The sequence below is a fragment of the Amycolatopsis sp. NPDC006131 genome, from assembly GCF_040614175.1.
Classification (GTDB): domain Bacteria; phylum Actinomycetota; class Actinomycetes; order Mycobacteriales; family Pseudonocardiaceae; genus Amycolatopsis_E; species Amycolatopsis_E tucumanensis.
Map to the genome: position 1 here is coordinate 20,315 of NZ_JBEXTX010000050.1, position 23,589 is coordinate 43,903.

At 73.0% G+C, this 23,589-nt stretch carries 22 protein-coding genes; 14 read left to right on the forward strand and 8 right to left on the reverse strand.

Annotation, left to right across the window (positions count from 1 at the left end; all coding sequences use genetic code 11):
* The first annotated feature begins 67 nt into the window (after window positions 1–67).
* The 7 genes from hpnC to hpnH are packed head-to-tail and all read left to right on the forward strand — an operon-like array spanning window position 68 to window position 8,559.
* Window positions 68–964, forward strand: a complete 897-nt coding sequence (gene hpnC, locus ABZ215_RS24080; RefSeq protein WP_084506185.1) for a squalene synthase HpnC — start codon at window positions 68–70, stop codon at window positions 962–964.
* Window positions 961–1,821: a presqualene diphosphate synthase HpnD gene (gene hpnD / locus ABZ215_RS24085; RefSeq protein ID WP_237339003.1), complete on the forward strand. Its 861-nt coding sequence runs from the start codon at window positions 961–963 to the stop codon at window positions 1,819–1,821. Before hpnC ends, hpnD begins: the two co-directional genes overlap by 4 nt.
* Window positions 1,818–3,173 carry a hydroxysqualene dehydroxylase HpnE gene (gene hpnE / locus ABZ215_RS24090; protein WP_354951747.1) on the forward strand — a complete coding sequence of 452 codons (1,356 nt, stop codon included), beginning with the start codon at window positions 1,818–1,820 and terminating at the stop codon, window positions 3,171–3,173. Before hpnD ends, hpnE begins: the two co-directional genes overlap by 4 nt.
* Complete coding sequence (locus ABZ215_RS24095) at window positions 3,170–4,180, forward strand: polyprenyl synthetase family protein (protein WP_020421277.1); 1,011 nt, start codon at window positions 3,170–3,172, stop codon at window positions 4,178–4,180. Before hpnE ends, ABZ215_RS24095 begins: the two co-directional genes overlap by 4 nt.
* Window positions 4,181–6,082: a squalene--hopene cyclase gene (gene shc, locus ABZ215_RS24100; protein ID WP_354951749.1), complete on the forward strand. Its 1,902-nt coding sequence runs from the start codon at window positions 4,181–4,183 to the stop codon at window positions 6,080–6,082.
* Window positions 6,079–7,551: a 4-hydroxy-3-methylbut-2-enyl diphosphate reductase gene (gene ispH / locus ABZ215_RS24105; RefSeq protein WP_354951751.1), complete on the forward strand. Its 1,473-nt coding sequence runs from the start codon at window positions 6,079–6,081 to the stop codon at window positions 7,549–7,551. The genes shc and ispH overlap by 4 nt, the downstream gene beginning before the upstream one ends.
* 3 nt (window positions 7,552–7,554) lie before the next feature.
* Window positions 7,555–8,559 carry an adenosyl-hopene transferase HpnH gene (gene hpnH, locus ABZ215_RS24110; protein WP_020421274.1) on the forward strand — a complete coding sequence of 335 codons (1,005 nt, stop codon included), beginning with the start codon at window positions 7,555–7,557 and terminating at the stop codon, window positions 8,557–8,559.
* Between the two features lie 36 nt (window positions 8,560–8,595).
* On the opposite strand, the gene ABZ215_RS24115 is transcribed toward hpnH, so the two are convergent.
* Both ABZ215_RS24115 and ABZ215_RS24120 read right to left on the reverse strand, forming a co-directional pair.
* Window positions 8,596–8,997, reverse strand: a complete 402-nt coding sequence (locus ABZ215_RS24115) for a hypothetical protein (RefSeq protein ID WP_354951753.1) — start codon at window positions 8,995–8,997, stop codon at window positions 8,596–8,598.
* Between the two features lie 49 nt (window positions 8,998–9,046).
* Window positions 9,047–9,694: a metalloregulator ArsR/SmtB family transcription factor gene (locus ABZ215_RS24120; protein ID WP_354951755.1), complete on the reverse strand. Its 648-nt coding sequence runs from the start codon at window positions 9,692–9,694 to the stop codon at window positions 9,047–9,049.
* Window positions 9,695–9,784: 90 nt separating this feature from the next.
* On the opposite strand from ABZ215_RS24120, the gene ABZ215_RS24125 reads away from it, so the two are divergent.
* Genes ABZ215_RS24125 through ABZ215_RS24135 form a run of 3 tightly spaced genes read left to right on the forward strand, consistent with a single transcriptional unit; the run spans window position 9,785 to window position 13,014 of the window.
* Window positions 9,785–10,438 (forward strand): methyltransferase domain-containing protein, encoded by a 654-nt coding sequence (locus tag ABZ215_RS24125; RefSeq protein WP_354951757.1) that lies wholly within the window; start codon window positions 9,785–9,787, stop codon window positions 10,436–10,438.
* A 6-nt stretch (window positions 10,439–10,444) separates the two neighbouring features.
* On the forward strand, window positions 10,445–11,800 hold the full coding sequence (locus ABZ215_RS24130) for an MBL fold metallo-hydrolase (protein ID WP_354951759.1): 1,356 nt from the start codon (window positions 10,445–10,447) through the stop codon (window positions 11,798–11,800).
* Complete coding sequence (locus ABZ215_RS24135; RefSeq protein WP_354951761.1) at window positions 11,758–13,014, forward strand: MFS transporter; 1,257 nt, start codon at window positions 11,758–11,760, stop codon at window positions 13,012–13,014. The genes ABZ215_RS24130 and ABZ215_RS24135 overlap by 43 nt, the downstream gene beginning before the upstream one ends.
* Here ABZ215_RS24135 and ABZ215_RS24140 read toward each other — a convergent pair whose 3' ends face one another.
* Window positions 13,015–13,986 carry a quinone oxidoreductase gene (locus ABZ215_RS24140; RefSeq protein ID WP_354951763.1) on the reverse strand — a complete coding sequence of 324 codons (972 nt, stop codon included), beginning with the start codon at window positions 13,984–13,986 and terminating at the stop codon, window positions 13,015–13,017. It lies immediately after the preceding gene.
* A 78-nt stretch (window positions 13,987–14,064) separates the two neighbouring features.
* Between ABZ215_RS24140 and ABZ215_RS24145 the strand changes: the two genes are divergently transcribed.
* The gene (locus ABZ215_RS24145) at window positions 14,065–14,370 is read left to right on the forward strand and encodes a hypothetical protein (protein WP_020421267.1); all 306 of its coding nucleotides are present in this window, start codon (window positions 14,065–14,067) and stop codon (window positions 14,368–14,370) included.
* A gap of 3 nt (window positions 14,371–14,373) precedes the next feature.
* Here the strand turns inward: ABZ215_RS24145 and ABZ215_RS24150 are convergent, their stop codons facing one another.
* The 5 genes from ABZ215_RS24150 to mptB form a co-directional block, all read right to left on the reverse strand.
* Window positions 14,374–15,288 (reverse strand): acyl-CoA desaturase, encoded by a 915-nt coding sequence (locus ABZ215_RS24150; RefSeq protein ID WP_020421266.1) that lies wholly within the window; start codon window positions 15,286–15,288, stop codon window positions 14,374–14,376.
* Window positions 15,289–15,399: 111 nt separating this feature from the next.
* On the reverse strand, window positions 15,400–16,377 hold the full coding sequence (locus tag ABZ215_RS24155; protein ID WP_354951765.1) for a COX15/CtaA family protein: 978 nt from the start codon (window positions 16,375–16,377) through the stop codon (window positions 15,400–15,402).
* A 15-nt stretch (window positions 16,378–16,392) separates the two neighbouring features.
* Entirely contained in the window at window positions 16,393–17,118 is a 726-nt protein-coding gene (locus tag ABZ215_RS24160) for an ABC transporter permease (RefSeq protein ID WP_157358747.1), read from the reverse strand.
* Between the two features lie 65 nt (window positions 17,119–17,183).
* Window positions 17,184–18,110, reverse strand: a complete 927-nt coding sequence (locus ABZ215_RS24165; RefSeq protein WP_020421263.1) for an ABC transporter ATP-binding protein — start codon at window positions 18,108–18,110, stop codon at window positions 17,184–17,186.
* Window positions 18,111–18,134: 24 nt separating this feature from the next.
* A complete protein-coding gene (gene mptB / locus ABZ215_RS24170; RefSeq protein ID WP_354951777.1) occupies window positions 18,135–19,745 on the reverse strand; it encodes a polyprenol phosphomannose-dependent alpha 1,6 mannosyltransferase MptB in 1,611 nt (536 codons plus the stop codon).
* 372 nt (window positions 19,746–20,117) lie between these two features.
* Here mptB and ABZ215_RS24175 point away from each other — a divergent pair, with 372 nt between their 5' ends.
* From ABZ215_RS24175 to sufD, 3 genes are read left to right on the forward strand one after another with little or no spacing between them, the layout of a single operon-like run.
* Window positions 20,118–20,885, forward strand: coding sequence for a metalloregulator ArsR/SmtB family transcription factor (locus tag ABZ215_RS24175; RefSeq protein WP_354951767.1), 768 nt, complete (start codon window positions 20,118–20,120; stop codon window positions 20,883–20,885).
* Window positions 20,882–22,330: a Fe-S cluster assembly protein SufB gene (sufB, locus tag ABZ215_RS24180; protein ID WP_020421260.1), complete on the forward strand. Its 1,449-nt coding sequence runs from the start codon at window positions 20,882–20,884 to the stop codon at window positions 22,328–22,330. The genes ABZ215_RS24175 and sufB overlap by 4 nt, the downstream gene beginning before the upstream one ends.
* 2 nt (window positions 22,331–22,332) lie before the next feature.
* On the forward strand, window positions 22,333–23,553 hold the full coding sequence (gene sufD, locus ABZ215_RS24185) for a Fe-S cluster assembly protein SufD (protein WP_354951769.1): 1,221 nt from the start codon (window positions 22,333–22,335) through the stop codon (window positions 23,551–23,553).
* Window positions 23,554–23,589: the final 36 nt, after the last annotated feature.

Genomic DNA, 23,589 nt, shown 5'->3' on the forward strand with positions numbered 1-23,589 from the left:
CCGTGGCTTCTCCATTTTTGTTTCCGGAGCGAAGAATCGAACGCGGCCGCGGAGTGATTATGAGGCGATGGCTCCCGCACCCCCTGGTCCCGGCACGGTCGGCGACCGCGTGCTGCGTGAAAAGGAGCGGGCCGAGAACTTTCCGGTAGCACTGCGGATACTTCCCCGTGACCTGCGCGCGGACCTGGTGGCGGTGTACGACGTCGCCCGGGTCATCGACGATCTGGGTGATGAGTCAGCAATCGAGGACCGCACGCCCGGGTTATTGCGATTCCAGCGCGATCTGGAACGCGCCTTTCGGGGGGATCAACCACACGAACGGGTATTGCGTGATCTTCTTCCCGCGATTCACCGGCGGGATCTGGAACTCGACCCGTTCAATCGCCTCGTGCGGGCGAACCTCCAGGACCAGCGAGTCGCGTCCTACGCCACGCAGGCCGAACTGGAGGACTACTGCGTGCTCTCCGCCGATCCGGTCGGGCGGATCGTGCTGCGCGTCTTCGGCGTGCGCGACCCGGTCGCCGAGCGCCTGTCCGACCGGGTGTGCACCGCGCTCCAGCTGATCGAGCACTGCCAGGACGTGGCCGAGGACCGCCGCAACGGGCGGGTCTACCTGCCGCGAACCGGCCTGGCCGCGTTCGGCGCCACCGAGGCCGACCTGGACGCCACCACGACGAGCCGCCCGGTGCGGCTGGCCGTCGCCGCCCAGACCGCCCGCGCGCTCGACCTCCTCACCGAGGGCGCGGCGCTGCTGGACCGCCTGCACGGCTGGGCGCGGCTCGCCGTGGCCGGCTACATCGCCGGGGGGCTGGCCACCCTCGACGCGCTGCGCCGCGCCCGCTGGGACGTCCTGGCAGGCACCCCGCGCCCGCGCAAGACCGACGTCCTGGCGCACCTGACCGCCCTGCTGGTGCGCCCGTCCGCCCATGTCCGACGGATCCGGGAAGGTGGTCGGCTCACATGACGACACCCACGATCGACCAGGCCTACGCCACCTGCGAGGACATCACCAGGACGGAGGCCCGCAACTTCTACTGGGGCATCCGGCTGCTCACCCGTCAGCGCCGCTCGGCGCTGTGCGCGGTGTACGCGCTGGCGCGGCGCGTCGACGACATCGGCGACGGCGACCTGCCGGTCGAGGAGAAGGCCGCGCAGCTGGAGATCGTGCGCAAGGAGCTGGCCGCGCTCGACCGCAGCACCGACCCGGTGATGGTCGCGGTCGCCGACGCCGCCCACCGCTACCCGGTGCCGCTGGAGGCGTTCGAGGAGCTGCTCGACGGCGTGTGGATGGACATCGAGGGCCGCCGCTACGGCACCTTCGACGAGCTGACCGAGTACTGCCGGTGCGTGGCCGGGTCGATCGGGCGGCTGTGCCTGGGCGTGTTCGGGCACAAACCGCACCCGCAGGCCGCCCGCTACGCCGACGCGCTCGGGATCGCCCTGCAGCAGACGAACATCCTCCGCGACATCCGCGAAGACCTCCTGGGCGGCCGGATCTACCTGCCGAAGGAGGACCTCGACGCGTTCGGGGTCGAGCTGCGGATCACCGACGGCGCGCTGGCCGACCCGGACGGCGGCCTGGCGAACCTCATCCGGCACAGCGCGGCCCGCGCCCGCGAGTGGTACGCCGACGGCATGCGGCTGGGCCCGCTGCTGGATCGCCGCAGCGGCGCGTGCTGCCTGGCGATGGCCGGCATCTACCGGCAGCTGCTGGAACGGATCGCCGACGACCCCGCCGCGGTGTACGACAAGCGTCTTTCCTTGTCCGGCAGGGAAAAGCTGGGCGTGGCGGTCCGCGCGCTGGGCGGGCGGGCGGCATGAGGCAGCGGGTCGCGGTCGTCGGTGGCGGTCTCGCCGGGATCACCGCGGCCCTGCGCTGCGCCGACGCCGGGCACGAGGTGACGCTGCTGGAGTCCCGCGGCCTGCTGGGCGGCCTGACGCACTCGTTCACCCGCGGCGGCCTGCACGTCGACAACGGGCAGCACGTGTTCCTCCGCTGCTGCACCGCGTACGTGAATCTCTTGCGGCGGCTCGGGGTGATGGACCGCGTGCACCTCCAGCCGCGGCTGGAGATCCCGGTGCGCTCGCCGCGGCTGCGCCGTCCGGTGTGGCTGCGCCGCAACCCGTTGCCCGCGCCGCTGCACCTCGCGGACTCGGTGCTGCGCTACACCCCGCTCGGCCTCGGCGACCGGATGCGCTTCGCCGGCGCCGCGTTCGCGCTGAAGTCGGTCGACCCGGCCGCGCCCAGCTCCGACCGGCGCACGTTCGGCGAATGGCTGTCCGCGCACGGGCAGAGCCGTGAGGCGATCACCAAACTCTGGGACCTGGTGGGCATCGCGACGCTGAACGCCCCCGCGGAGCGGGCGTCGCTCGGCCTGGCCGCGACCGTCTTCCAGGTGGGCCTGCTGACCGACGCGGACGCGGCCGACATCGGCTGGGCCACCGTCCCGCTGCGGCGGCTGCACGGCGAGCCCGCGCTGGCCCGGCTGACCGAGGCGGGCGCCACCGTCCGGCTCAACGCCAAGGTGACCGGGCTGTCCCGTGCGGACGGCTCCTGGCGGATCGGGGCCGACGAGCCGGTCGAGGCCGACCAGGTCGTGCTGGCCGTGCCGCCCCCGGTCGCGGCGAAACTGCTGCCCGCGGGCGCGGTCCGGCTGCCCGCGGACTTCGCCGACGCGCTGGGCAGCTCGCCGATCGTCAACGCGCACGTCGTCCTCGACCGCCCGGTCACGGACGAGCCGTTCTTCGCCGTCGTCGACTCGCCGCTGCAGTGGGTGTTCGACCGCACCGCCTCCGCCGGCCTCGACCGCGGCCAGTACCTGGCGATCTCGCTGTCCGCGGCCGAGGAGGAGATCGACCTGCCGGTGCGGGCGCTGCGGGAACGCTTGCTGCCCGCGTTGCGCGAGGTGCTGCCCGCCGCACGCGACGCGGAGGTGCTCGACTTCTTCGTGACACGAGAACGGCACGCCACGTTCCGTCCCGCGCCGGGCAGCGCGGGGCTGCGCCCACAGGCCCGCACCCGCGCCCCGGGGCTGGTCCTGGCCGGCGCGTGGACCGCCACCGGGTGGCCGGCGACCATGGAGGGCGCCGTGCGCAGCGGTGAGGCGGCCGCCCAAGCCGTGCTCGGGACCCCCGCGGGGGCGCCGGGCCGATCGGAAGGGATACCCGCATGACCGCTGTACTCGATTCCCTGCAGCAGGGCAGGCAGGCCGTCCTGCCCGCGATGCGGGCCGCCGTCGACCGGCTCGACCCGGCCAGCCGCGCCATCGCCTACTACCACCTCGGCTGGACCGACCTGGACGGCAACCCGACCTCCGGCGGCGGCAAGGCCGTGCGTCCCGCGCTGGCGCTGCTGTCCGCCGAGGCCGCGGGCGCGCCACCGGCCACCGGGCTGCCCGGCGCGGTCGCGGTGGAGCTGGTGCACAACTTCTCGCTGCTGCACGACGACCTGATGGACGGCGACACCGAGCGGCGGCACCGGCCGACCGTGTGGGCGGTGCGCGGCGCGGCCAGCGCCATCCTCACCGGCGACGCGATGCTCGCCCTGGCCAACGAGGTCCTGCTGGACGCCGAGGGACCGGGCGCGGTCGCCGCGGCGCGCCTGCTGTCCGAGGCGGTCGGCGAGCTGATCCGCGGCCAGGTCCTCGACGTGGCCTTCGAGCAGCGCGACGACGTCACCCTCGACGAGTGCCTGGACATGGCGGGCGGCAAGACCGGCGCGCTGCTGTCGGCCAGCTCCGCGATCGGCGCCGTGCTCGCCTGCGCGCCCGCCCGCACGGTCGAGGCGCTCGCCGGGTTCGGCGCCGACCTGGGCCTGGCCTTCCAGCTGGTCGACGACGTGCTCGGAATCTGGGGCGAGCCGTCGGTCACCGGCAAGCCGGTGCACTCCGACCTGCGAGCCCGCAAGAAGAGCCTGCCGGTCACCTACGCCGTCACCCACGGCGGCGCGCCCGGCCGGGAGCTGGCCGCGTGGCTGACCGGCGGCGACGTCGCCGACGACGCGGCCGTGCGCCGCGCCGCCGACCTGGTCGACCTGGCCGGCGGGCGGGCGTGGGCGCTGGAGGAAGCCCACCGCCGGATGGCGGCGGGACGGCAGAAGCTCGAGGACGCCGAGGTCCCGGGACGGGTGCGCGAGGAGCTGCTGGCCCTCGCGCGGTTCATCGTGACCAGGGAGGCCTGAATGACGCAGACCGCGGACCCGGCGGCCAGATCCGCCGCCGGCGCCGCCGAGACGCTGGACCGTGCGGTCGCCCACCTCAAGGGGCTGCAACGCGACGGCGGCTGGTGGAAGGGCGAGCTGCAGACCAACGTCACCATGGACGCCGAGGACCTGCTGATGCGGGAGTTCCTCGGCATCCGCACCGCGCGTGAGACTGAGGAGGCCGCGCGCTGGATCCGCTCGCAGCAGCGCGCGGACGGCACCTGGGCCACCTTCCACGGCGGCCCCGGCGACCTGTCGACCACGCTGGAGGCGTGGGTCGCGCTGCGGCTGGCCGGGGACTCGCCGGACGAGCCGCACATGCGGCGGGCGGCGGAGTTCGTCCGCGCGGGCGGCGGGGTCGAGGCCAGCCGCGTGTTCACCCGGATCTGGCTGGCGCTGTTCGGGCTGTGGTCGTGGGACGACCTGCCGAACATGCCGCCCGAGCTGGTGCTGCTGCCGTCCTGGGTGCCGCTCAACGTCTACGACTGGGGCTGCTGGGCGCGGCAGACCGTGGTGCCGCTGACCGTGGTCAGCACCCTGCGGCCGGTCCGCCCGCTGCCGTTCGGCATCGACGAGCTGCGCACCGGCGTGAAGCGCGGCGGCGGGCTCGTCGCGCCGTGGACCTGGTCCGGCGCCTTCCACTACCTCGACAAGGCCCTGCACCTCTACGCCAAGGTCGCGGTCAAGCCGGTGCGGGAGTTCGCGATGCGGCAGGCCGCGGAGTGGATCCTGGCCAGGCAGGAGGCCGACGGCGGGTGGGGCGGCATCCAGCCGCCGTGGGTGTACTCCCTGCTCGCGCTGCACCTGCTCGGCTACTCGCTGGACCACCCGGCGATGCGCGCGGGCCTGCAGGGGCTGGAGGGGTTCCTGATCCGCGAGGAGACGCCCGAGGGCACCGTGCGGCGGCTGGAGGCCTGCCAGTCGCCGGTGTGGGACACCGCGCTGGCGATCACCGCGCTGCTGGACGCGGGCGCGCCCGCCGACGACCCGCACGTGCTCAAGGCCGTCGACTGGATGCTCGGCGAGGAGATCACCGTGCGCGGCGACTGGGCCGTGCGACGGCCCGACCTCGACCCGGGCGGCTGGGCGTTCGAGTTCGCCAACGACCTCTACCCGGACACCGACGACACCGCCGAGGTCGTGCTCGGCCTGCGCCGCGTCGCGCACCCGGACCGGGAGCGGCTGTCCGGGGCGCTGGACCGGGCCGTGGCGTGGGTGACCGGCATGCAGTCCCGCGACGGCGGCTGGGGCGCGTTCGACGCCGACAACACCCAGGAACTGACCACCAAGCTGCCGTTCTGCGACTTCGGCGCGGTGATCGACCCGCCATCCGCGGACGTCACCGCGCACGTGGTCGAGATGCTGGCCAAGGAGGGCAGGGCGGGCAGCCGGGAGTGCCGCCGCGGCGTGAAGTGGTTGCTGGACCACCAGGAACCCGACGGGTCGTGGTTCGGCCGCTGGGGCGCCAACTACGTGTACGGCACCGGCGCCGTCGTGCCCGCACTCGTCGAGGCCGGGGTGCCTGCGTCGGCCACCGCGATCCGGCGGGCGGTGCGGTGGCTGGCCGAGCACCAGAACGCCGACGGCGGGTGGGGCGAGGACCTGCGGTCCTACCGCGACCCGTCGTGGGCCGGGCGCGGCGACTCGACCGCGTCGCAGACCGCGTGGGCGCTGCTGGCGCTGCTCGCGGCGGGGGAGCGGGACTCGGAGGTGACCGCGCGCGGCGTGCGGTGGCTGGCGCAGACCCAGCGCGCCGACGGCACCTGGGACGAGCCGCAGTTCACCGGCACCGGCTTCCCCGGCGACTTCTACATCAACTACCACCTGTACCGGCTGGTGTTCCCGGTGACCGCGCTCGGCCGGTACCTGGAACGGTCATGACCGGCGTCGTGGTCGCGCCGATGCGCGTCGAGGCCTCCGCGCTGCGGACGCCGGGCCTGGTGGTGCTGCGCGGCGGGATGGGCCCGCGCCGCGCGGCGGAATCGGCGCAGCGGCTGGCCGAGGCCGGACGGCCGGTTCTGGTCGCCGGGGTCGGCGGGGCGCTCGTGCCGGAGGTGCGGCCGGGCGACCTGGTGGTGGCGACCGAGATCGACGGCCCGGACGGCCGGGTTCCGCTGCACTCGGCGCCGGTGCTCGCCGCGGCGCTGCGGCGGCTCGGGCTGACCGTCCACCTCGGACCGATCGCGTCCGCGCCCTCCGTCGTGGACGGTGCGGAACGGGCCAGGTACGCGCGAAACGGCGCGCTGGCTGTCGACATGGAGTCCGCGGAGTTCGCGTCGCTGCCCGGTCCGGTCGCGGTCGTGCGGGCCATTGTGGACACTCCGGATCAGCCGCTGTGGCGGCCGGGCACGGTGCTGCGTGGCCTGAGCGGACTGCGGTCGCTGCGGGCGGCGGTCCCGGCGCTGCGCGAGTGGTGCGAGGCGGCGGGGGAGGGCGAACTGCTGCTCGCCAGCCCGCGCTCGTTCTGCGCCGGCGTCGAGCGCGCCATCGAGATCGTCGAGCGGGCGCTGGAGCGGTACGGCGCGCCGGTCTACGTGCGCCGCCAGGTGGTGCACAACGCGCACGTGGTGCGGCGGCTGGAGGCGCTGGGCGCGGTGTTCGTGCAGGAGGTCGAGGAGGTGCCGCGCGGCGCGACGACGGTGCTGGCCGCGCACGGCGTCGCCCCGGCCGTGCGGGCCGCGGCGCAGGCACGGGACCTGCGCGTGATCGACGCGACCTGCCCGCTGGTCATGAAGGTGCACACCGAGGTCAAGCGCTACACCGGGCGCGGCGACAAGGTGTTCCTCATCGGGCACGCCGACCACGAGGAGGTCGAGGGCACGGTTGGGGAGGCGCCGGAGCGGATCGTGGTGGTCGAGGACGCCGAAGCGGCCGCGCACGTGCGGGCGCCCGAGGGCGGCGTGGCCTACGCGATGCAGACCACGCTGGCCGTGGACGAGGCCGACGAGATCGCCTCGGTGCTGCGCTCGCGGTTCCCCGGGATCGAGGGCCCGCGACGCGACGACATCTGTTACGCCACCACCAACCGCCAGCGCGCGGTGACGGCGGTGGCCGAGGAGGCGGACCTCGTTCTCGTGGTCGGCTCGGCGAACTCGTCCAACTCGGTGCGCCTGGTGGAAGTGGCGCGGCGGCGGGGGACCAGGGCCAGGCTCGTCGACGACGTGTCCGAAGTGGACCTGCGCTGGCTGGCCGGGGTGAAGCGGATCGGGATCACCGCGGGCGCCTCGGCCCCACCGGACCTGGTGGCGGAGCTGGTGCGGTGCCTTCGCGGGCTGGGCAGGTCGACGGTGACCGAGCGCGCGGAGGCCGATGAAGACGTGGTTTTCACACTACCCCGGGAGGTGAGCTAGACCATGGGCATGCCACTACGCCAGTCGATCCGGCTGGGTGCGTTCCTGGCCAAGCAGAAGCTGCTGCGCAAGGAGAAGTTTGCGATCCTGGTCGAGCTGGAACCGTTGTTCGCGTGCAACCTCAAGTGCGGTGGCTGCGGGAAGATCCAGCAGCCCGCGCACCTGCTGAAGCAGCGGATGCCGGTGCAGCAGGCCGTGGGCGCCGTGGAGGAGAGCGGCGCGCCGATGGTGTCCATCGCCGGTGGTGAGCCGCTGATGCACCCGCAGATCCACGAGATCACGCGGATCCTGCTGGAGCGCAACAAGATCGTGTTCCTGTGCACGAACGCGCTGCTGCTGCCCAAGCACATCCACAAGTTCAAGCCGCACCGCAACTTCACCTGGATGGTCCACATCGACGGGCTCGAGGAGAAGCACGACGCGTCGGTGCGCAAGGAGGGCGGTTTCCAGGCCGCGGTCGACGCGATCCAGCTCGCGAAGTCCAAGGGCTTCAAGGTGATGACGAACACCACGTTCTTCAACACCGACACCCCGCAGGACGTCATCGACGTGCTGGACTACCTCAACGACGTGGTCAAGGTCGACAACATGCAGCTCTCGCCCGGGTACGCCTACGAGAAGGCCCCGGACCAGGAGCACTTCCTCGGGGTGCAGCAGACGCGGGAGCTGTTCTCCAAGGCCTTCGCCGACGGGCGCCGCAAGAAGTGGCGGCTCAACCACTCGCCCGTGTTCCTCGACTTCATCGAGGGCAAGCGGGACCTGGAGTGCACGCCGTGGGGGATCCCGTCGTACTCGCTGCTGGGGTGGCAGCGGCCGTGCTACCTGCTCGACGACGGCTACGCCAAGACCTGGCGGGAGCTGATCGAGGAGACGGAGTGGGACAAGTTCGGCCGCGGCAAGGACCCGAGGTGCGCGAACTGCATGGCGCACTGCGGCTACGAACCGACGGCCGTGATCGCGACGACGAGCAGCCTGAAGGAGACGATCCGCGCCGCCGTGAGCGTGTGAGCTGGTCCGGCCCCGCCTCCTCGTCCGGGGGCGGGGTCAGCTCTCGAAGAACTGGTGGTCCACGGCGATGCGCCCGTCCGCGGCGAGGGTCAGGATCTCCAGTCCCGCGCTGCGCGCCTGCCCGGTGTCGTCGGCGAGCTCCCAGTTGAACTTGACGGTGTCGCCGAGGCGGTCGGTGTTGCCGAGGGCTCTGAGCGTGACGCCGGCGGGCGCCAGGAAGTCCTCGTGGCCGCGGCGCACGCGCTGTTCGATGGCGGCGTGACCGCGGGCCGCCAGGACCGCCCGGTCGAATCCGAGGGCGGTCGCCCGGTCCCGCATCTCCCGGGGCGGTTGCAGCAGGTGCACGCCGTCCTCGGACCACAGCAGCTCGATCAGCTTCCGGCGCGCGCTCGCGTCGGTTTCGTTCCACAGCGCGACATAGCGTTCGACAAGATCCATGGCGGAAGCTTCGCCGGAGCCGGGATTGCGGACAATTCCCGCGCGGGTATCAGCCGTGCGCCGCGGCCCACTCCGGGTAGCCGTCCTCCAGGCGCGCCGCCCGGCGGCCCGCCTCGGTGAGCAGCCGGACCGCCTCGTCCGCGTAGACGCAGTACGGGCCGCGGCAGTAGGCGACCACCTGGGCGCCGTCCGGGACCTCCGTCAGCCGCGCCCGCAGCTCGCCGATCGGGATCGACACCGCGCCCGGGATGTGGCCCGCCACGAACTCCGGGGCGGGGCGCACGTCGAGCACCACCACGTCGCCGTCGCGGAGCCGCCGGTCCAGCTCGTCGCGCGTGATGGTGTCCAGGCCGGACCGGTCGCCGACGTAGTCCTCCGCGAGCCGGGCCAGGCCCTCGACGTGCTGCTCGGCCGCCGCGCGCATCGCCAGCCACAGCTGCGCCACCGCGGCGCCGGCCAGTGAGTAGAACACCCGCGTGCCCTCCCGGCGGGTCCGCACCAGGCCGGACCGCAGCAACCGCTGCAGGTGCTGGGAGGTGTTGGCCACCGACTGGCCGATCTCGGCGGCGAGCTCGTCGACCGGCCGCTCACCCTGCACGAGCACGTCCACCAGCTCCGCGCGCCGCCCGCTGGCCAGCGCCTTCGCGGTCTCGGCCAGCGCGTCGTACAGCTCGGTCTTCGCGGCTCGGTCACCCACGCGACCAGCATATTCAAGAGAACTCTTGACAAGCAACCGGGTGCAGGTCTCTTATTCAAGAACTCACTTGAACAAGCGCGGAGGTGTGCGATGACCACCGGCGTGGACACCCGGGCCCTGGAGACCCGGGTCAAGCGGATGTACGAACTGGTCGCGACGGAGCCGGGCGCGGGGTTCCACTTCGAGCTCGGGCGCGAGGTCGCCGTCCGGGCGGGCTACGACCCCGCGGTGCTCGACGCGGTCCCGGCGCCCGCGGTCGAGTCCTTCGCCGGGGTCGGCTACCTCTTCGACCTCGCCGCACTCGCCCCCGGCGAGACCGTGGTCGACCTCGGCAGCGGCTGGGGCATGGACGCCTTCTGCGCCGCCGCTCTCACCGGCCCGTCCGGTCACGTGATCGGCGTCGACTTCACCCCGGCCCAGCCGGCCAAGGCCCGCCGCCTCGCCGCCGAGTCGGGCGCCACGACACTGGAGTTCGTGGACGCGCACATCGAGCACCTCCCGCTGGCGGACGGCAGCGCCGACTGCGTGATCTCCAACGGTGTGATCAACCTGTGCCCGAACAAGGAAGCCGTCTTCGCCGAGGCCGCCCGGGTGCTGCGGCCGGGCGTCGCCGACATCGTCAGCGAACCGCCGCTGCCGGAATCCGTGGTGGGCAACGCCGCCGCACGGGACCGCCATCGCGACGCCGGCGCGAGCTACGGCGTGCGCAGCGTTTCCGTGCTGGCCACCAAACCCCGGCGGTGACCGATCATGTCCACTGTAGACGTCCTGCCCCTCGTGGACGAAGGGCTCGGCAACTCGGCCTACCTGGTCGACCTCGGTGACGGCCGGGCGCTGGTCGTCGACGTGAGCCTGGACCTGCGGGCCGCCCGGCGCGCGGCCGCGCGGCGTGGTCTGCGGCTCGCCTTCGCCGCCGACACGCACCTGCACGCCGACTTCGTCTCCGGTGCCCGGCAGCTCGCGGCCACCGACGGCGCCCGCGTCCTCGCCTCTGCCGCGGGGCACCGCGAGTTCACCCACGACGGCCTGCGCGATGGCGACGAAACCGACCTGGGCGGGCTGCGCCTGCGTGCCCTGTTCACCCCGGGCCACACCCACGAGCACCTGTCGTTCCTCCTGCTCGACGGCGCCGCCCCGGTCGGGGTGTTCACCGGCGGCTCCCTGATCGTCGGGGCCGCGGCCCGCACCGACCTGGTCGACCCGGCCCGCACCGACGAGCTGGCCCGCCGGCAGTACGCCTCCCTGCGGCGGCTGGCGACCCTGCCCGACGAGGTCGCGGTGTGGCCCACCCACGGCGCCGGCTCGTTCTGCTCCGCACCGCCCGGCGCGCGGCGCACCAGCACCATCGGCGCCGAGAAGGCGAGCAACTCCTTGCTGCGCGCGGAAAACGAGGACGCCTTCGTCGCCGCGTTGCGGGGATCGCTGGGCAGCTTCCCGTCCTACTTCCGGGAACTGGCCGACACCAACCGCCGCGGCGTGGTCCTGCCCGGTGATCCGGTCCTGCCCGGCCTCGACGTGGACCGGGTGCGCGCGCTGGCCGCCGACGGCGCGGTGGTGGTCGACGCGCGTCCCGCCGCCGACTTCGCCGCCGGGCACGTGCCGGGTGCGCTGTCGATCCCGCTGCGCCCGGCGTTCGCGTCCTGGCTCGGCTGGCTCGTGCCCTCCGACCGTCCGATCGTCGTCGTGCGCGGCGGCGACCAGGACGCGGCCGAAATCGCCTGGCAGGCGGTCAAGATCGGCCGCACCGACCTGGCGGGCGAGCTCGACGGCGGGCTCGCTGCGTGGACCGCCGCCGGGCAGCCGGTGCGGCGCACGCGGGTCGTCACGGCCGACGGGGTCGGCGGGCGGCCGGTGCTCGACGTGCGCCAGGACGCCGAGTTCGCCGCCGGTCACCTGCCCGGCGCCCGGCACCGCGAGCTGGGCCGCCTCGACGGGCGCGAGCTGCCGCGGGAACCACTGGTGGTGATGTGCGGCCACGGCGAACGAGCGATGAGCGCCGCGAGCCTCCTCGAACAGGCCGGCCACCGGGACATCTCGGTGGTGCTGGCCGGCGGCCCCGCCGAATGGGCCCGCGCGACCGGGAACGCCCTGGTGACCGGCGCGTGACGGTCCGGCTGGGCCTGCGCGCCAACCTCGCCCAGTTCAGCCTCCTGGTCGCGGTCAACGCGCTGGTCGGCGGCGTGCTGGGCCAGGAACGGACCGTCCTCCCGCTGCTGGCGGGGCCGGTGTTCGGCCTGACCGGCTACACCGTCCTGCTCACCTACGTGCTCCTGTTCGGCCTCACCAAGGCCGCCGCCAACTACCTCGCCGGCACCCTGTCCGACCGCTACGGGCGCAAACCCGTGCTGCTCGCCGGGTGGCTGATCGCCGTGCCGGCGCCGGCGCTGCTCGCTCTCGCCCCGGACTGGGGCTGGATCGTCGCCGCCAACGTCCTGCTCGGCCTCAGCCAGGGGCTGACCTGGTCGACCACCGTGATCATGAAGATCGACCTCGCCGGCCCGCGACGGCGCGGACTGGCGATGGGACTCAACGAGGCCGCCGGGTACGGCGCGCTGGCGATCACCGCGGCCGCCACCGGCTACCTCGCCGCGCACTACGGCCTGCGCCCCGCCCCGTTCCTCCTCGGCGCGGCCTACGTCGCGCTCGGCCTTGGCCTGACCGCGGTGTTCGTGCGGGAGACACGCGGCCACGCCCGCTTCGAGTCCCGCGCCCACGCCGCCACCGGAGAACTGAGCGGCTGGGCCGTGTTCGCTCGCACCAGCGTGCGGGATCGCGCGTTGTCCGCGGCCAGCCAAGCCGGATTGGTGAACAACCTCAACGACGGCCTCGCGATGGGCCTGTTCCCGATCCTGTTCGTCGCCACGGGGCTGTCCGTGGCCGGCGCCGGCGTGCTCGCCGCGCTCTACCCCGCGGTCTGGGGCGCCGGGCAGCTCGTCACCGGCCCGTTGTCGGACCGCTGGGGCCGCAGGCACCTGATCACCGCGGGCATGCTGGTGCAGGCCGCCGCGCTCGGGCTGACCGCGCTCGCCACCGGTTTCGCGACCTGGGCGGTGGCGATGGTGCTGCTCGGCGCGGGCACCGCGATGGTCTACCCGACGCTGCTCGCGGTGGTCGGCGACGTCGCGCATCCCGCGTGGCGGGCCCGCGCCGTCGGTGTCTACCGGCTCTGGCGGGACAGCGGCTTCGCGGTGGGGGCGGTGGTGTCCGGGGTGGCCGCCGATCTGTGGGGCGTGCGGGCGGCGGTGGCGCTCGTCGCCGTGCTCACCGCCGCCTCCGGGATCGCGGTCGCGATCCGCATGCCCGAAACCCGCCCCGGTTGACTACGGGATCAGCAGCACCTTGCCCGTCGTGCGGCGGCCCTGCAGGTCCTCGTGCGCCTTCGCGGCGTCGGACAGCGCATACTTGGCGCCCACACGGACCTGCAACGCGCCCGAGGTGACTGCCTCGAACAACTCGCCCGTGCGCCACTCCAGCTCCTCGCGCGTGCGCACGTAGTGGGCCGACGTCGGGCGCGTCAGGTAGACCGAGCCCGCCGAGTTCAGCCGCTGCGGGTCGACCGGCGGGACCGGCCCGCTCGCCGCCCCGAACAGCACCAGGAAACCCCGCACCCGCAGGCTCGCCAGGCTTCCGTCGAAAGTGGACTTGCCGACCCCGTCGTACACCGCGGCCACACCCTCGCCGCCGGTCAGCTTCCGGACCTCCTCGGCGAAATCGACCTGGTCGTACCGGATCACCTCGTCCACACCGGCCTCGCGGGCCAGCGCCGCCTTCTCCTCGGTCGACACCGTGCCGATCACCCGCGCGCCACGCGCCTTCGCCAGCTGCGTCAGCAGCAGCCCGACGCCGCCCGCGGCCGCGTGCAGCAGGATCGTGTCGCCCTCCTGCACCTCGTACGTGGACCGCACCAGGTAGTGCGCGGTGATGCCCTGCAGCATCGTCGCCGCGGCGGTCTCCAGCGACACGCCCTCGGGCACCGGCACCGCCGCGCTCGCCGGGATCCGGGCCCGCTGCGCGTACCCGCCGAGCACGCCCTGCCAGGCCACCCGGTCACCGGCCGAGAAGCCCGTCACGCCCTCGCCGACCGCGGCGACCGTCCCGGCGCCCTCCATGCCCAGCGTGACCGGCAGGTCGATCTTGTAGATCCCGCTCCGCTGGTAGGTGTCGATGTAGTTCACGCCCGCGGCGGCCACGTCGACCAGCAGCTCGCCCGGCCCGGGATCGCCGACCTCGACGTCACCGGCCTCCAGCACCTCGGGTCCGCCGGTCTGCCGAATCTGCACTGCCGTGGGCATCGCCTGTGTCCTCCTGACGTGGTCGGGTTCACCTCGCACAACCGGGTGGGCCGCACGGATCTTCCCTAAGATGCCGACATGGCTGAAGAGACCGAGGCACCGGCGCCCACCGCCAAGCAGCTTACGACCGCCCGCCGCTTCGTCGCCGAGCACGGCAAGCCGGCCAAGGCCGTCGTGGAGAACATCGGCCGCGCCGGGGCACGAGTGGTGCTCGTCGGCCACGACGGCGCGATGGGCGACGTCGTCGTCCCGTCCGTGGAGACCGGTCAGAAGCTCGTCGAGGCCGTGGAGGACCTGGAACCGGCCGAGTGGGACGCCGAGACCGTCAACTCCACGCGGATCGGGCCCGGCCACCGTCGCCGGATGGCCGGGCACGCCCTGTAGGAACTAGGAAGCGGGTTCGAGCCGCTTCGCGGCGAGGCGCTCGGCGCGCGGCCACCGCACGTCGCGCGCCCAGCCCAGCTTCTCGAAGATCCAGATCACCCGCGCCGACACGTCCACCTGCCCGCGCAGCACGCCGTGCCGGGCGCACGTCGGGTCCGCGTGGTGGGAGTTGTGCCAGGACTCGCCCATCGACAGGATCGCCAGCGGCCAGAAGTTCGCCGCCTTGTCCCGGCTGGCGAACGGCCGGTCGCCGATCATGTGGCAGATCGAGTTCACCGACCACGTCACGTGGTGCAGGAACGCGATCCGCACGAGCCCGGCCCAGAAGAACGCGGTCACCGCGCCCCACCACGACCAGCTCAGCAGGCCGCCGAGCAGCGTCGGCAGGCCCAGGCTCAGCACGATCCACAGCCAGAACAGCCGGTTGACCACGCGCAGGTCGTCGTCGGCCAGCAGGTCCGGCGCGAACCGCTCGTAGTTGGTCACCTCACGCTGGAACATCCACCCCATGTGCGCGTGCCAGAAGCCGCGCAGCAGCGCCGCCGGGCTCGTGCCGAACAGCCAGGGGGAGTGCGGGTCGCCCTCGCGGTCGGCGAACGCGTGGTGGCGGCGGTGGCTGGCCACCCAGAAGATGACCGACCCCTGCACCGCCATGCTGCCGGCGATCGCCATGGCGACGCGCAGCGGACGGCCGGTCTTGAACGCGCCGTGCGTGAAGTACCGGTGGTAGCCGACCGTCACCCCGAGGGTCGCGACGACGTAGAAGAACACCGCCAGGCCCAGGTCGAGCCAGGTCAGGCCCCAGCCCCACGCCAGCGGAACAGCGGTGATCAGGGCGAGGAACGGGATCAGCAGGAACGCTTTGAGCACGATCATCTGACCGGAGGACCGGCGATGCGAGATCAGCGGTTTCGTCATGGGCGGCAGTAACCTCTCTCTCCGGCCCCACCGTACGGAGCCGTCTTGGCGAATACCCCCCTCGGGCGTTACTACCGCATGACGGGCGACGAAACCTCGCCCCAGCCGCGGTCAGCTGCGGGCCGCGGTCAGCTCCGGCTCGCGCGGCGCCGGGCCGGCCGAGGTGACCGGGCCGCGGTCGCGGCAGCCGCACCACAGTGCGGCGGTCGCCACGATCACCAGCGCCGAGCCCAGGACGTGCAGCGACACCAGCGCCTCCGGGATGCCGAGGGCGTATTGCACCGATCCCAGCACACCCTGCGCCAGCGCGACCACCCACACGATCGCGTAACGCCGCCACAGCGCGGCCGGCGTGCCGCCGCGCATGAGCACCAGTCCGAAGGTCGCGAGCACCAGCAGGTAGGCGACCAGCAGGCCGCCGTGGACCTGCGCGAGGACCTCGATCGGCGCGTCCAGCCGGTGGGTCTCCGGGTCGCCACCGTGCGGGCCCGCGCCGGTCACGGTGGTGCCGGCGATCAGGATCGCCCACAGCGCCACGACGAGCGTGACCAGCAGTTTCTTCGCCAGCGGCGGGATGAGCCAGCGGGCCGGCTGGTCACCCTCGTTGAACGCGCGCAGCAGCAGCACCGCGAGCCACACCAGCGGGGTGGAGGCGAGGAAGTGGATCGCGACGGTCCACCACTCGAGCTTCGCGAGCACCGTGATGCCGCCGACCACGGCCTGCAGCACGACCCCGCCGGGCATCGTCCAGGCGAGCTTCACCAGGCGCTTGCGCTCGGGGTGGGCGATCTGCACGCGCCACGCGGCGAGCACCGCCAGCGCGGAGACCAGCACGACCACGACGGTGAGCAGCCGGTTGCCGAACTCGATCCACTGGTTGAGCGTGTCGAACTCGGGGTGCGCGACCGGCACCATGCTGCCCGGGAAGCACTGCGGCCAGGTGGGGCAGCCCAGGCCCGAACCGGTGACCCGGACGACCGAGCCGGTGACCCCGATGCCCGCCTGGGCCACGATCGCGGCGACGGCGATCGCGCGCTGCACCGGGCGCGACGGGTAGGGCAGACGGGCGATCAGGGAGCTCAGGGCCACAGCAACATCCTAGAGTTATGTCAGTTTTGTCGTTTTCGCGGCCACCGCTGCCGCCAGCACGCCCCACACGGCGAGCACGAGAACCGGGCCGACGGCGAACTGCCCGTCGACGAGCGCGGCGCGCAGTCCCTCGGCCAGCGCTCCGGACGGCAGGAGTTCGATCACGGTCGCGGCGGCCGACGGCAGCGTGGACGGCGCGAGCAGGATGCCGCCCGCGAGCAGCAGCACGAACCACACGATGTTGGCCAGCGCCAGCACCGCCTCCGCGCGCAGCGACCCGCCGAGCAGCACGCCCAGCGCGCCGAAGCTCAGCGTGCCGAGCACCAGCAGCACCACCGCCTCCGCGATGCCCGCAGGCGACGGGCTCCACCCGAGGAATGCGGCGACCACGCCGAGCACGACGACCTGCAGCAGCACCACGACCAGGGCCGCGACGATCCGGCCCGCGACCAGCAGCCAGCGGGGGATGGCGGTGGCCGACAGCCGCTTGAGCACCCCGTAGCGGCGGTCGAAGCCGAGCGCGATGGCCTGCCCGGTGAACGCCGACGACATGACCGCGAGCGCGAAGATCCGCGGCGTCACCCAGTCCGCTTTGGACACTCCGGCGAGGTCGCCGGACGGCAGGATGTCCAGCAGCGTCAGGCCGATCAGCAGGGCCAGCGGGATGAGCAGGGTGAGCAGGATCTGCTCGCCGTGCCGCAGCGTGAGGCTGGTCTCCAGCTTCGCGTGGGTGAGCAGCATGCGCGCGCGGCTGCCCGCGCCGGGCGCGGGGGTGAAGGTGCCGGCGGGGAACCGGGCCGGTGCGGTCACGAGCGCAGCTCCCGTCCGGTCAGCTCGAGGAAGACCTCTTCCAGGTCGCGCTTGCCGACGTGCAGCTCCTCGGCCAGCACGCCCTGCTGCGCGCACCACGCCGTCACCGTGGACACCACCTGCGGGTTCACCTTCCCGGAGACCTGGTAGCTGCCCGGCGCGGACTCCTTGACGTGGTAGCCCTCCGGCAGCGCGGCGGAGAGCAGGTCGGTGTCCAGCCCGGCGCGGGCCTTGAACCGCAGCTGCGCGGTGTCGGCGTCGTCGGCGGTCAGCGCGCTCGGCGTGCCCTCGGCGATGACCTTGCCGTGGTCGACGATCACCACGTCGTCGGCCAGCGCCTCGGCCTCCTCCATCAGGTGCGTGGTGAGCAGCACGCTGACGCCGTCGGCCCGCAACGCGCCCAGCAGCTCCCACACCAGGCGGCGGGCCTGCGGGTCCATGCCCGCGGTCGGCTCGTCGAGGAACACCAGCTCCGGCCGCCCGACCAGGGCGCAGGCCAGCGACAGGCGCTGCTGCTGGCCGCCGGAGAGGCGCTTGAACGGGGTGCGGCGCGCGGGGGCGAGGCCGAGGACGTCGAGCAGCCACGCGGGGTCGAGCGGGTTGGCGGCGCAGGCGGCGACCAGGCCCAGCATCTCGCCGGCGCGGACGCCGGGGTAGGCGCCGCCGCCCTGCGGCATCACGCCGATGCGGGGGCGCAGCGCGGCGCCGTCGCGGACCGGGTCCAGGCCCAGCACCCGCACCGAGCCGGAGTCGGCGCGGCGGAAGCCCTCGCAGATCTCGACGGTGGTGGTCTTGCCGGCGCCGTTGGGACCGAGCAGCGCGAGCAGGCGCCCGCGGTCCATCTTGAGGTCCAGGCCGTCGACCGCGGTCTTCGAGCCGTACCGCTTCACCAGCCCGGTGATCTCGACGGCAGGTGTGCTCACGACTGTCAAGCGTACGACCTCGGCTCAGGCCACCGGCTGCGGATCCCTCTTCAGTAGAAGAGGTGCCCTGCGCCACACGACGACCACCGCGACGGCGACGACGAGAGCCGCGGCCAGGTAGGCCTGCGGCACGACGAACGAGCGGCCGTCGAACGTGCTCCCCGGTGGCGCGGCGAGGAACGCCAGCGCGACGCTGGCGACGCTGGCGGCGACCCGGAAGCGGGAGGTGCCCGCCGCGGCGGCGAGCGGGATGACCGCCCACAGCAGCCACCACGGCTGCATCGCGACGTGCAGCATCATGAACGCGCCCAGCGACACTCCGAGGCCGATGATGGGCCGGTAGCGCCAGCGGAAGCTGTCCCAGAGGAACTTGGCCGTGATGAGCCCCGCCAGCGCGGTGCCGGCCAGCTGCAGGATGGACACGAGCGCGTTGGTGTGGTTGCCCAGGCCGAGCGCGATGCCCAGCACGCCGCCCAGGTTGGCCAGCTCGGCGGTGGGGGAGATCCAGCTGCGCACCAGGCCCGGCGTGCCGAGGGCGCCGACCCAGCCGAAGCCCAGCCCGGTGCCCAGGCACACGGCCACCATGACCACCGCGAACACGCCCGTGACCAGTGCCGCGGCGCGCAGCAGGTCGGTGATGCGGCCGTGCCAGCGGCGGGCGATCATCACGCCGAAGAAGCCCAGCGCGATGATGGCGTTGATCTTCACCGCCGCGCCGAGCGTGATGACGGCCGCGCCGAGCACGATGAACAGGACCTCGCCGCGGGCCAGCGGCGGCGCCGTGTCACCGGTGACGCGCACCGGGAGGCGGCGGATGCCCAGCTCGAGGCCGGCGACCATGAGGCCGATGCCGAGGGCTTCGTTGTGCGCGCCGGCGACCAGGTGGAACAACACGAGCGGGTTGGCCGCGCCCAGCCACAGCGCGGTGGCCGGTTCGACGCCGAAGCGCTGCGCCAGCCGCGGCAGGGCCCAGATGATCAGGGCGACGCCGGCCAGGGCGAGCGCGCGCTGCAGCAGCACCCCGGCGACGATGTTGTCGCCGACGACGGCGGAGATCCAGCTGCCCAGCTTGAGGAACAGCGGGCCGTAGGGGGCCGGGGTCTCGCGCCACATGTTGGACACGCCGCTGGTGAGCGGGTCGGCGACGCCGAGGGCCTGCGCCGGGCCCAGCGAGTAGGGGTCCATGCCGCGGTGCACGATCTCGCTCTGCGCCAGGTAGCTGTAGACGTCGCGGGAGAACAGCGGCGGGATGAACATCAGCGGCGTCAGCCACATGACGAGGGTGCGGGTGAGCTGCGCACGCGTGGCGAGGCGGGCGCGCCCCGGCCGCGCGAACCGGCCGAGCAGCAGCCAGCCCACGACGAGCATGCCCATGCCGGCGAAGCAGATCGCCAGCGAGACGGTGGGGATGCGGGCGAACAGGCGCAGGACGGGGATGTCCTGGACCGGGTTGAGCACCGGGGCCGCCCCCGCGCCCAGCGAGCCGAGCGCGAGCAGCAGGGCGCCGATCGTGCCGAGGCGGCGGATGATGTCGAGCGCGCGCAGTTCGCGCTGCTCCAGCGGCCCGGCCTCGGGGGGCCGCACCGGGGACAGCGGTACCGCCACCGCACCGCCACCGGTGCTCTGCTCGCCCAATGCCACACAGAGAGGGTATCGACGCCGCGAAGGGCTGTGGTGAAGGGCAGTTCACGAGCGCGAACACCGTGTCTGACGTGCGGTGGAGCAGGCTGCCGCCGCTCCGGGCGCGGTACGCGAGCCCTGGGGGACTTGCGGTGGTGGGTCGGGCGCGCGCCCCTGGGTGCGGAGCTCGCGGCGGGCGCGGGCGCGAGCCGAGCGGCCGGGGCGCACGTCCGGCGGCGGTTGGCACGCCGCGCTCACCCACCAGAGTGATCCGGCCGACCTCGCCGACCGGCCCCGACCAGCGCCTACGCCTCCGGCGCAGTGACCCCGCTCACCGTGAGATGACCACTCTTTGCCTCCCCGCCCGAAATACGACACACTTATGTTGTGAAAAACAGCGGGACCACCCAGCACGAGGACGGCGCGAGCCGTCCCGGTGCCGTGGTGCCCGCTCAGGCCACCCCGGAAGGGCGGACTCGCCACGAGGTCGCCCGCCTCCTGCTGGAGGACGGCCCCATGACGGCGGGTGTCGTCGCCGAGCGGCTGGGCATCAGCCCGACCGCCGTGCGCCGCCACCTGGACGCCCTGGTCGCCGACGGGGAGGCCGAGACGCGGGACGCGCCCCGGCGCGGACCGCGTGGCCGGGGCCGCCCGGCCAAGCTCTTCCTGCTCACCGAGACGGGACGGGCGCGGTTCGGGCACGCCTACGACGACCTCGCGGTCGCCGCCATCCGGTTCCTCGCCGAGCACGCGGGCGAGGACGCGGTGCGGGCGTTCGCGGAGCGGCGGGTGGCCGCCCTGGTCGAGCCGCACCGGGCCGCGGTCAACGCGGCCGACGGCCCCGCACACCGGGCGGAGGCCCTGGCCGCCGCCCTGACCAGGGAAGGCTACGCTGCGTCCACCCGCCAGGTGGGCGCAACGGCCACCGGTGCCGGCGCGCAACTGTGCCAGCACCACTGCCCGGTCGCCCACGTCGCCGCTGAGTTCCCGCAGCTGTGCGAGGCGGAGACCGAGGCGTTCGCCAAGCTGCTGGGCACCCACGTCCAGCGGCTGGCGACCATCGCACGCGGTGACGCCGCGTGCACGACACACGTCCCTGCGGAAAATCCGCCGGGTCTGCAAGCGAAAGCTCCGGACGGAGGGGAACGCGAATGACTGCCGCTGCCGAGCAGCGCAATCCCACCACGACGCCGCTGTCCCAGGAAGAGACCATCGAGTCCCTGGGCAACTACGCGTTCGGGTGGGCCGACCCGGACGCCGCGGGCGCCAGCGCCCGCCGCGGGCTGAACGCCGACGTGGTGGCTGACATCTCCGCGAAGAAGAGCGAGCCGGAGTGGATGCTCGAGGCGCGCCAAAAGGCGCTGAAGCTCTTCGAGCGCAAGCCGATGCCGAACTGGGGCGCGGACCTGTCGGGCATCGACTTCGACAACATCAAGTACTTCGTCCGCTCCACCGAGCAGCAGGCCGCCAGCTGGGACGAGCTGCCCGAGGACATCAAGAACACCTACGACAAGCTGGGCATCCCGGAGGCGGAGAAGCAGCGCCTGATCGCCGGCGTCGCGGCCCAGTACGAGTCGGAGGTCGTCTACCACAAGATCCGCGAGGACCTCGAGGCCCAGGGCGTCATCTTCCTGGACACCGACACCGGCCTCAAGGAGCACCCGGAGCTGTTCCAGGAGTACTTCGGCTCGGTCATCCCGGCCGGTGACAACAAGTTCTCCGCGCTGAACACCGCGGTGTGGTCCGGCGGGTCGTTCATCTACGTGCCGCCGGGCGTGCACGTGGACATCCCGCTGCAGGCCTACTTCCGGATCAACACCGAGAACATGGGCCAGTTCGAGCGGACCCTGATCATCGTCGACGAGGGTGCCTACGTGCACTACGTCGAGGGCTGCACCGCGCCGATCTACAAGTCGGACTCGCTGCACTCGGCCGTCGTCGAGATCATCGTGAAGAAGGGCGGCCGCTGCCGCTACACGACTATCCAGAACTGGTCGAACAACGTCTACAACCTGGTCACCAAGCGCGCCAAGTGCGAAGAGGGCGCGACCATGGAGTGGATCGACGGCAACATCGGCTCCAAGGTGACCATGAAGTACCCGTCGGTCTTCCTGATGGGCGAGCACGCCAAGGGCGAGGTCCTCTCGATCGCCTTCGCGGGCGAGGGCCAGCACCAGGACGCCGGCGCGAAGATGGAGCACCTGGCGCCGCACACCTCCTCGACCATCGTGTCGAAGTCGGTGGCGCGCGGCGGCGGCCGCACCTCCTACCGCGGCCTGGTCAAGGTCGCCAAGCGGGCGCACCACTCCGCCTCCACGGTGAAGTGCGACGCCCTGCTGGTCGACACCATCTCCCGCTCGGACACCTACCCCTACGTCGACATCCGCAACGACGAGGTGTCGATGGGCCACGAGGCGACGGTGTCGAAGGTCTCCGAGGACCAGCTGTTCTACCTGATGTCCCGCGGTCTCACCGAGGACGAGGCCATGGCGATGGTCGTGCGCGGGTTCGTCGAGCCCATCGCGCGCGAGCTGCCCATGGAGTACGCGCTCGAGCTGAACCGCCTGATCGAACTGCAGATGGAAGGAGCCGTCGGCTGACCATGGGGAACACAGCGGCGCGCCAGCGCCACCATGAGCGGGCGGGGGCGGGGCAGAGGACGGTGGCTGCTGAAAACACCGCCGCTGCCGCGGAGGCCGTCGTTCCGGCGGCCTCCCGCGCGGAGCGCTTCACCGGGTACGACGTCCAGGCCTTCGAGGTCCCCAGCGGCCGCGAGGAGAACTGGCGCTTCACCCCGATGAAGCGGCTGCGCGGGCTGCACGACGGCACCGCCACGGCCTCCGGCGAGGTCAAGGTCGACGTCGACGCCGCCCCCGAGGTGCGCGTCGAGACCGTCGGCCGCGAGGACGAGCGCCTCGGCCAGGCCGGCGTCCCGAGCGACCGGATCGCCGCGCAGGCGTACAGCTCGTTCGCCGCGGCGACCCTGGTGACCCTGCCCAAGGAGACCAAGGCGTCGAAGCCGACCGTGCTGCGGCTGACCGGCCCCGGCGAGGGCAACACCGCCTACGGCCACGTGCAGGTGCGCGCCGAGGCCTACGCCGAGGGCGTGGTCGTGCTCGACCACCTCGGCTCGGGCACCTACGCCGACAACGTCGAGTTCGTCGTCGGCGAGGGCGCCAAGCTCACCGTGGTCAGCGTCCAGGACTGGGCCGACGACGCGGTGCACGTCTCCGAGCAGCACCTGCGGCTCGGCAAGGACGCCACGGTCAAGCACATCGTGGTCACCCTGGGCGGCGACCTGGTGCGCGTCTCGCCGACCGCGACGTTCGCCGACCGCGGCGGCGACGTGGAAATGCTGGGCCTGTACTTCGCCGACGCCGGGCAGCACCAGGAGCACCGCCTCTTCGTCGACCACGCGGTCCCGAACTGCAAGTCGAACGTGATGTACAAGGGCGCGCTGCAGGGCGACGACGCGCACGCGGTGTGGATCGGCGACGTGCTGATCCGGGCCGCGGCCGAGGGCACCGAGACCTACGAGCTCAACCGCAACCTCGTGCTCACCACGGGCGCGCGCGCCGACTCGGTGCCGAACCTGGAGATCGAGACCGGTGAGATCGCCGGCGCCGGGCACGCGAGCGCCACGGGAAGGTTCGACGACGAGCAGTTGTTCTACCTGCAGTCGCGCGGGATCGAGGAGGAGCAGGCGCGGCGTCTGGTCGTCCGCGGGTTCTTCCACGAGATCCTGATGAAGATCGACGTTCCCGAGGTCCGCGAGCGCCTGGCCGAGGCGATCGAGGCCGAACTCGAAGCCGTCGGCAGCTGAGCCACTCCTTCCACCACGAGAGACAGAGACGAAAAA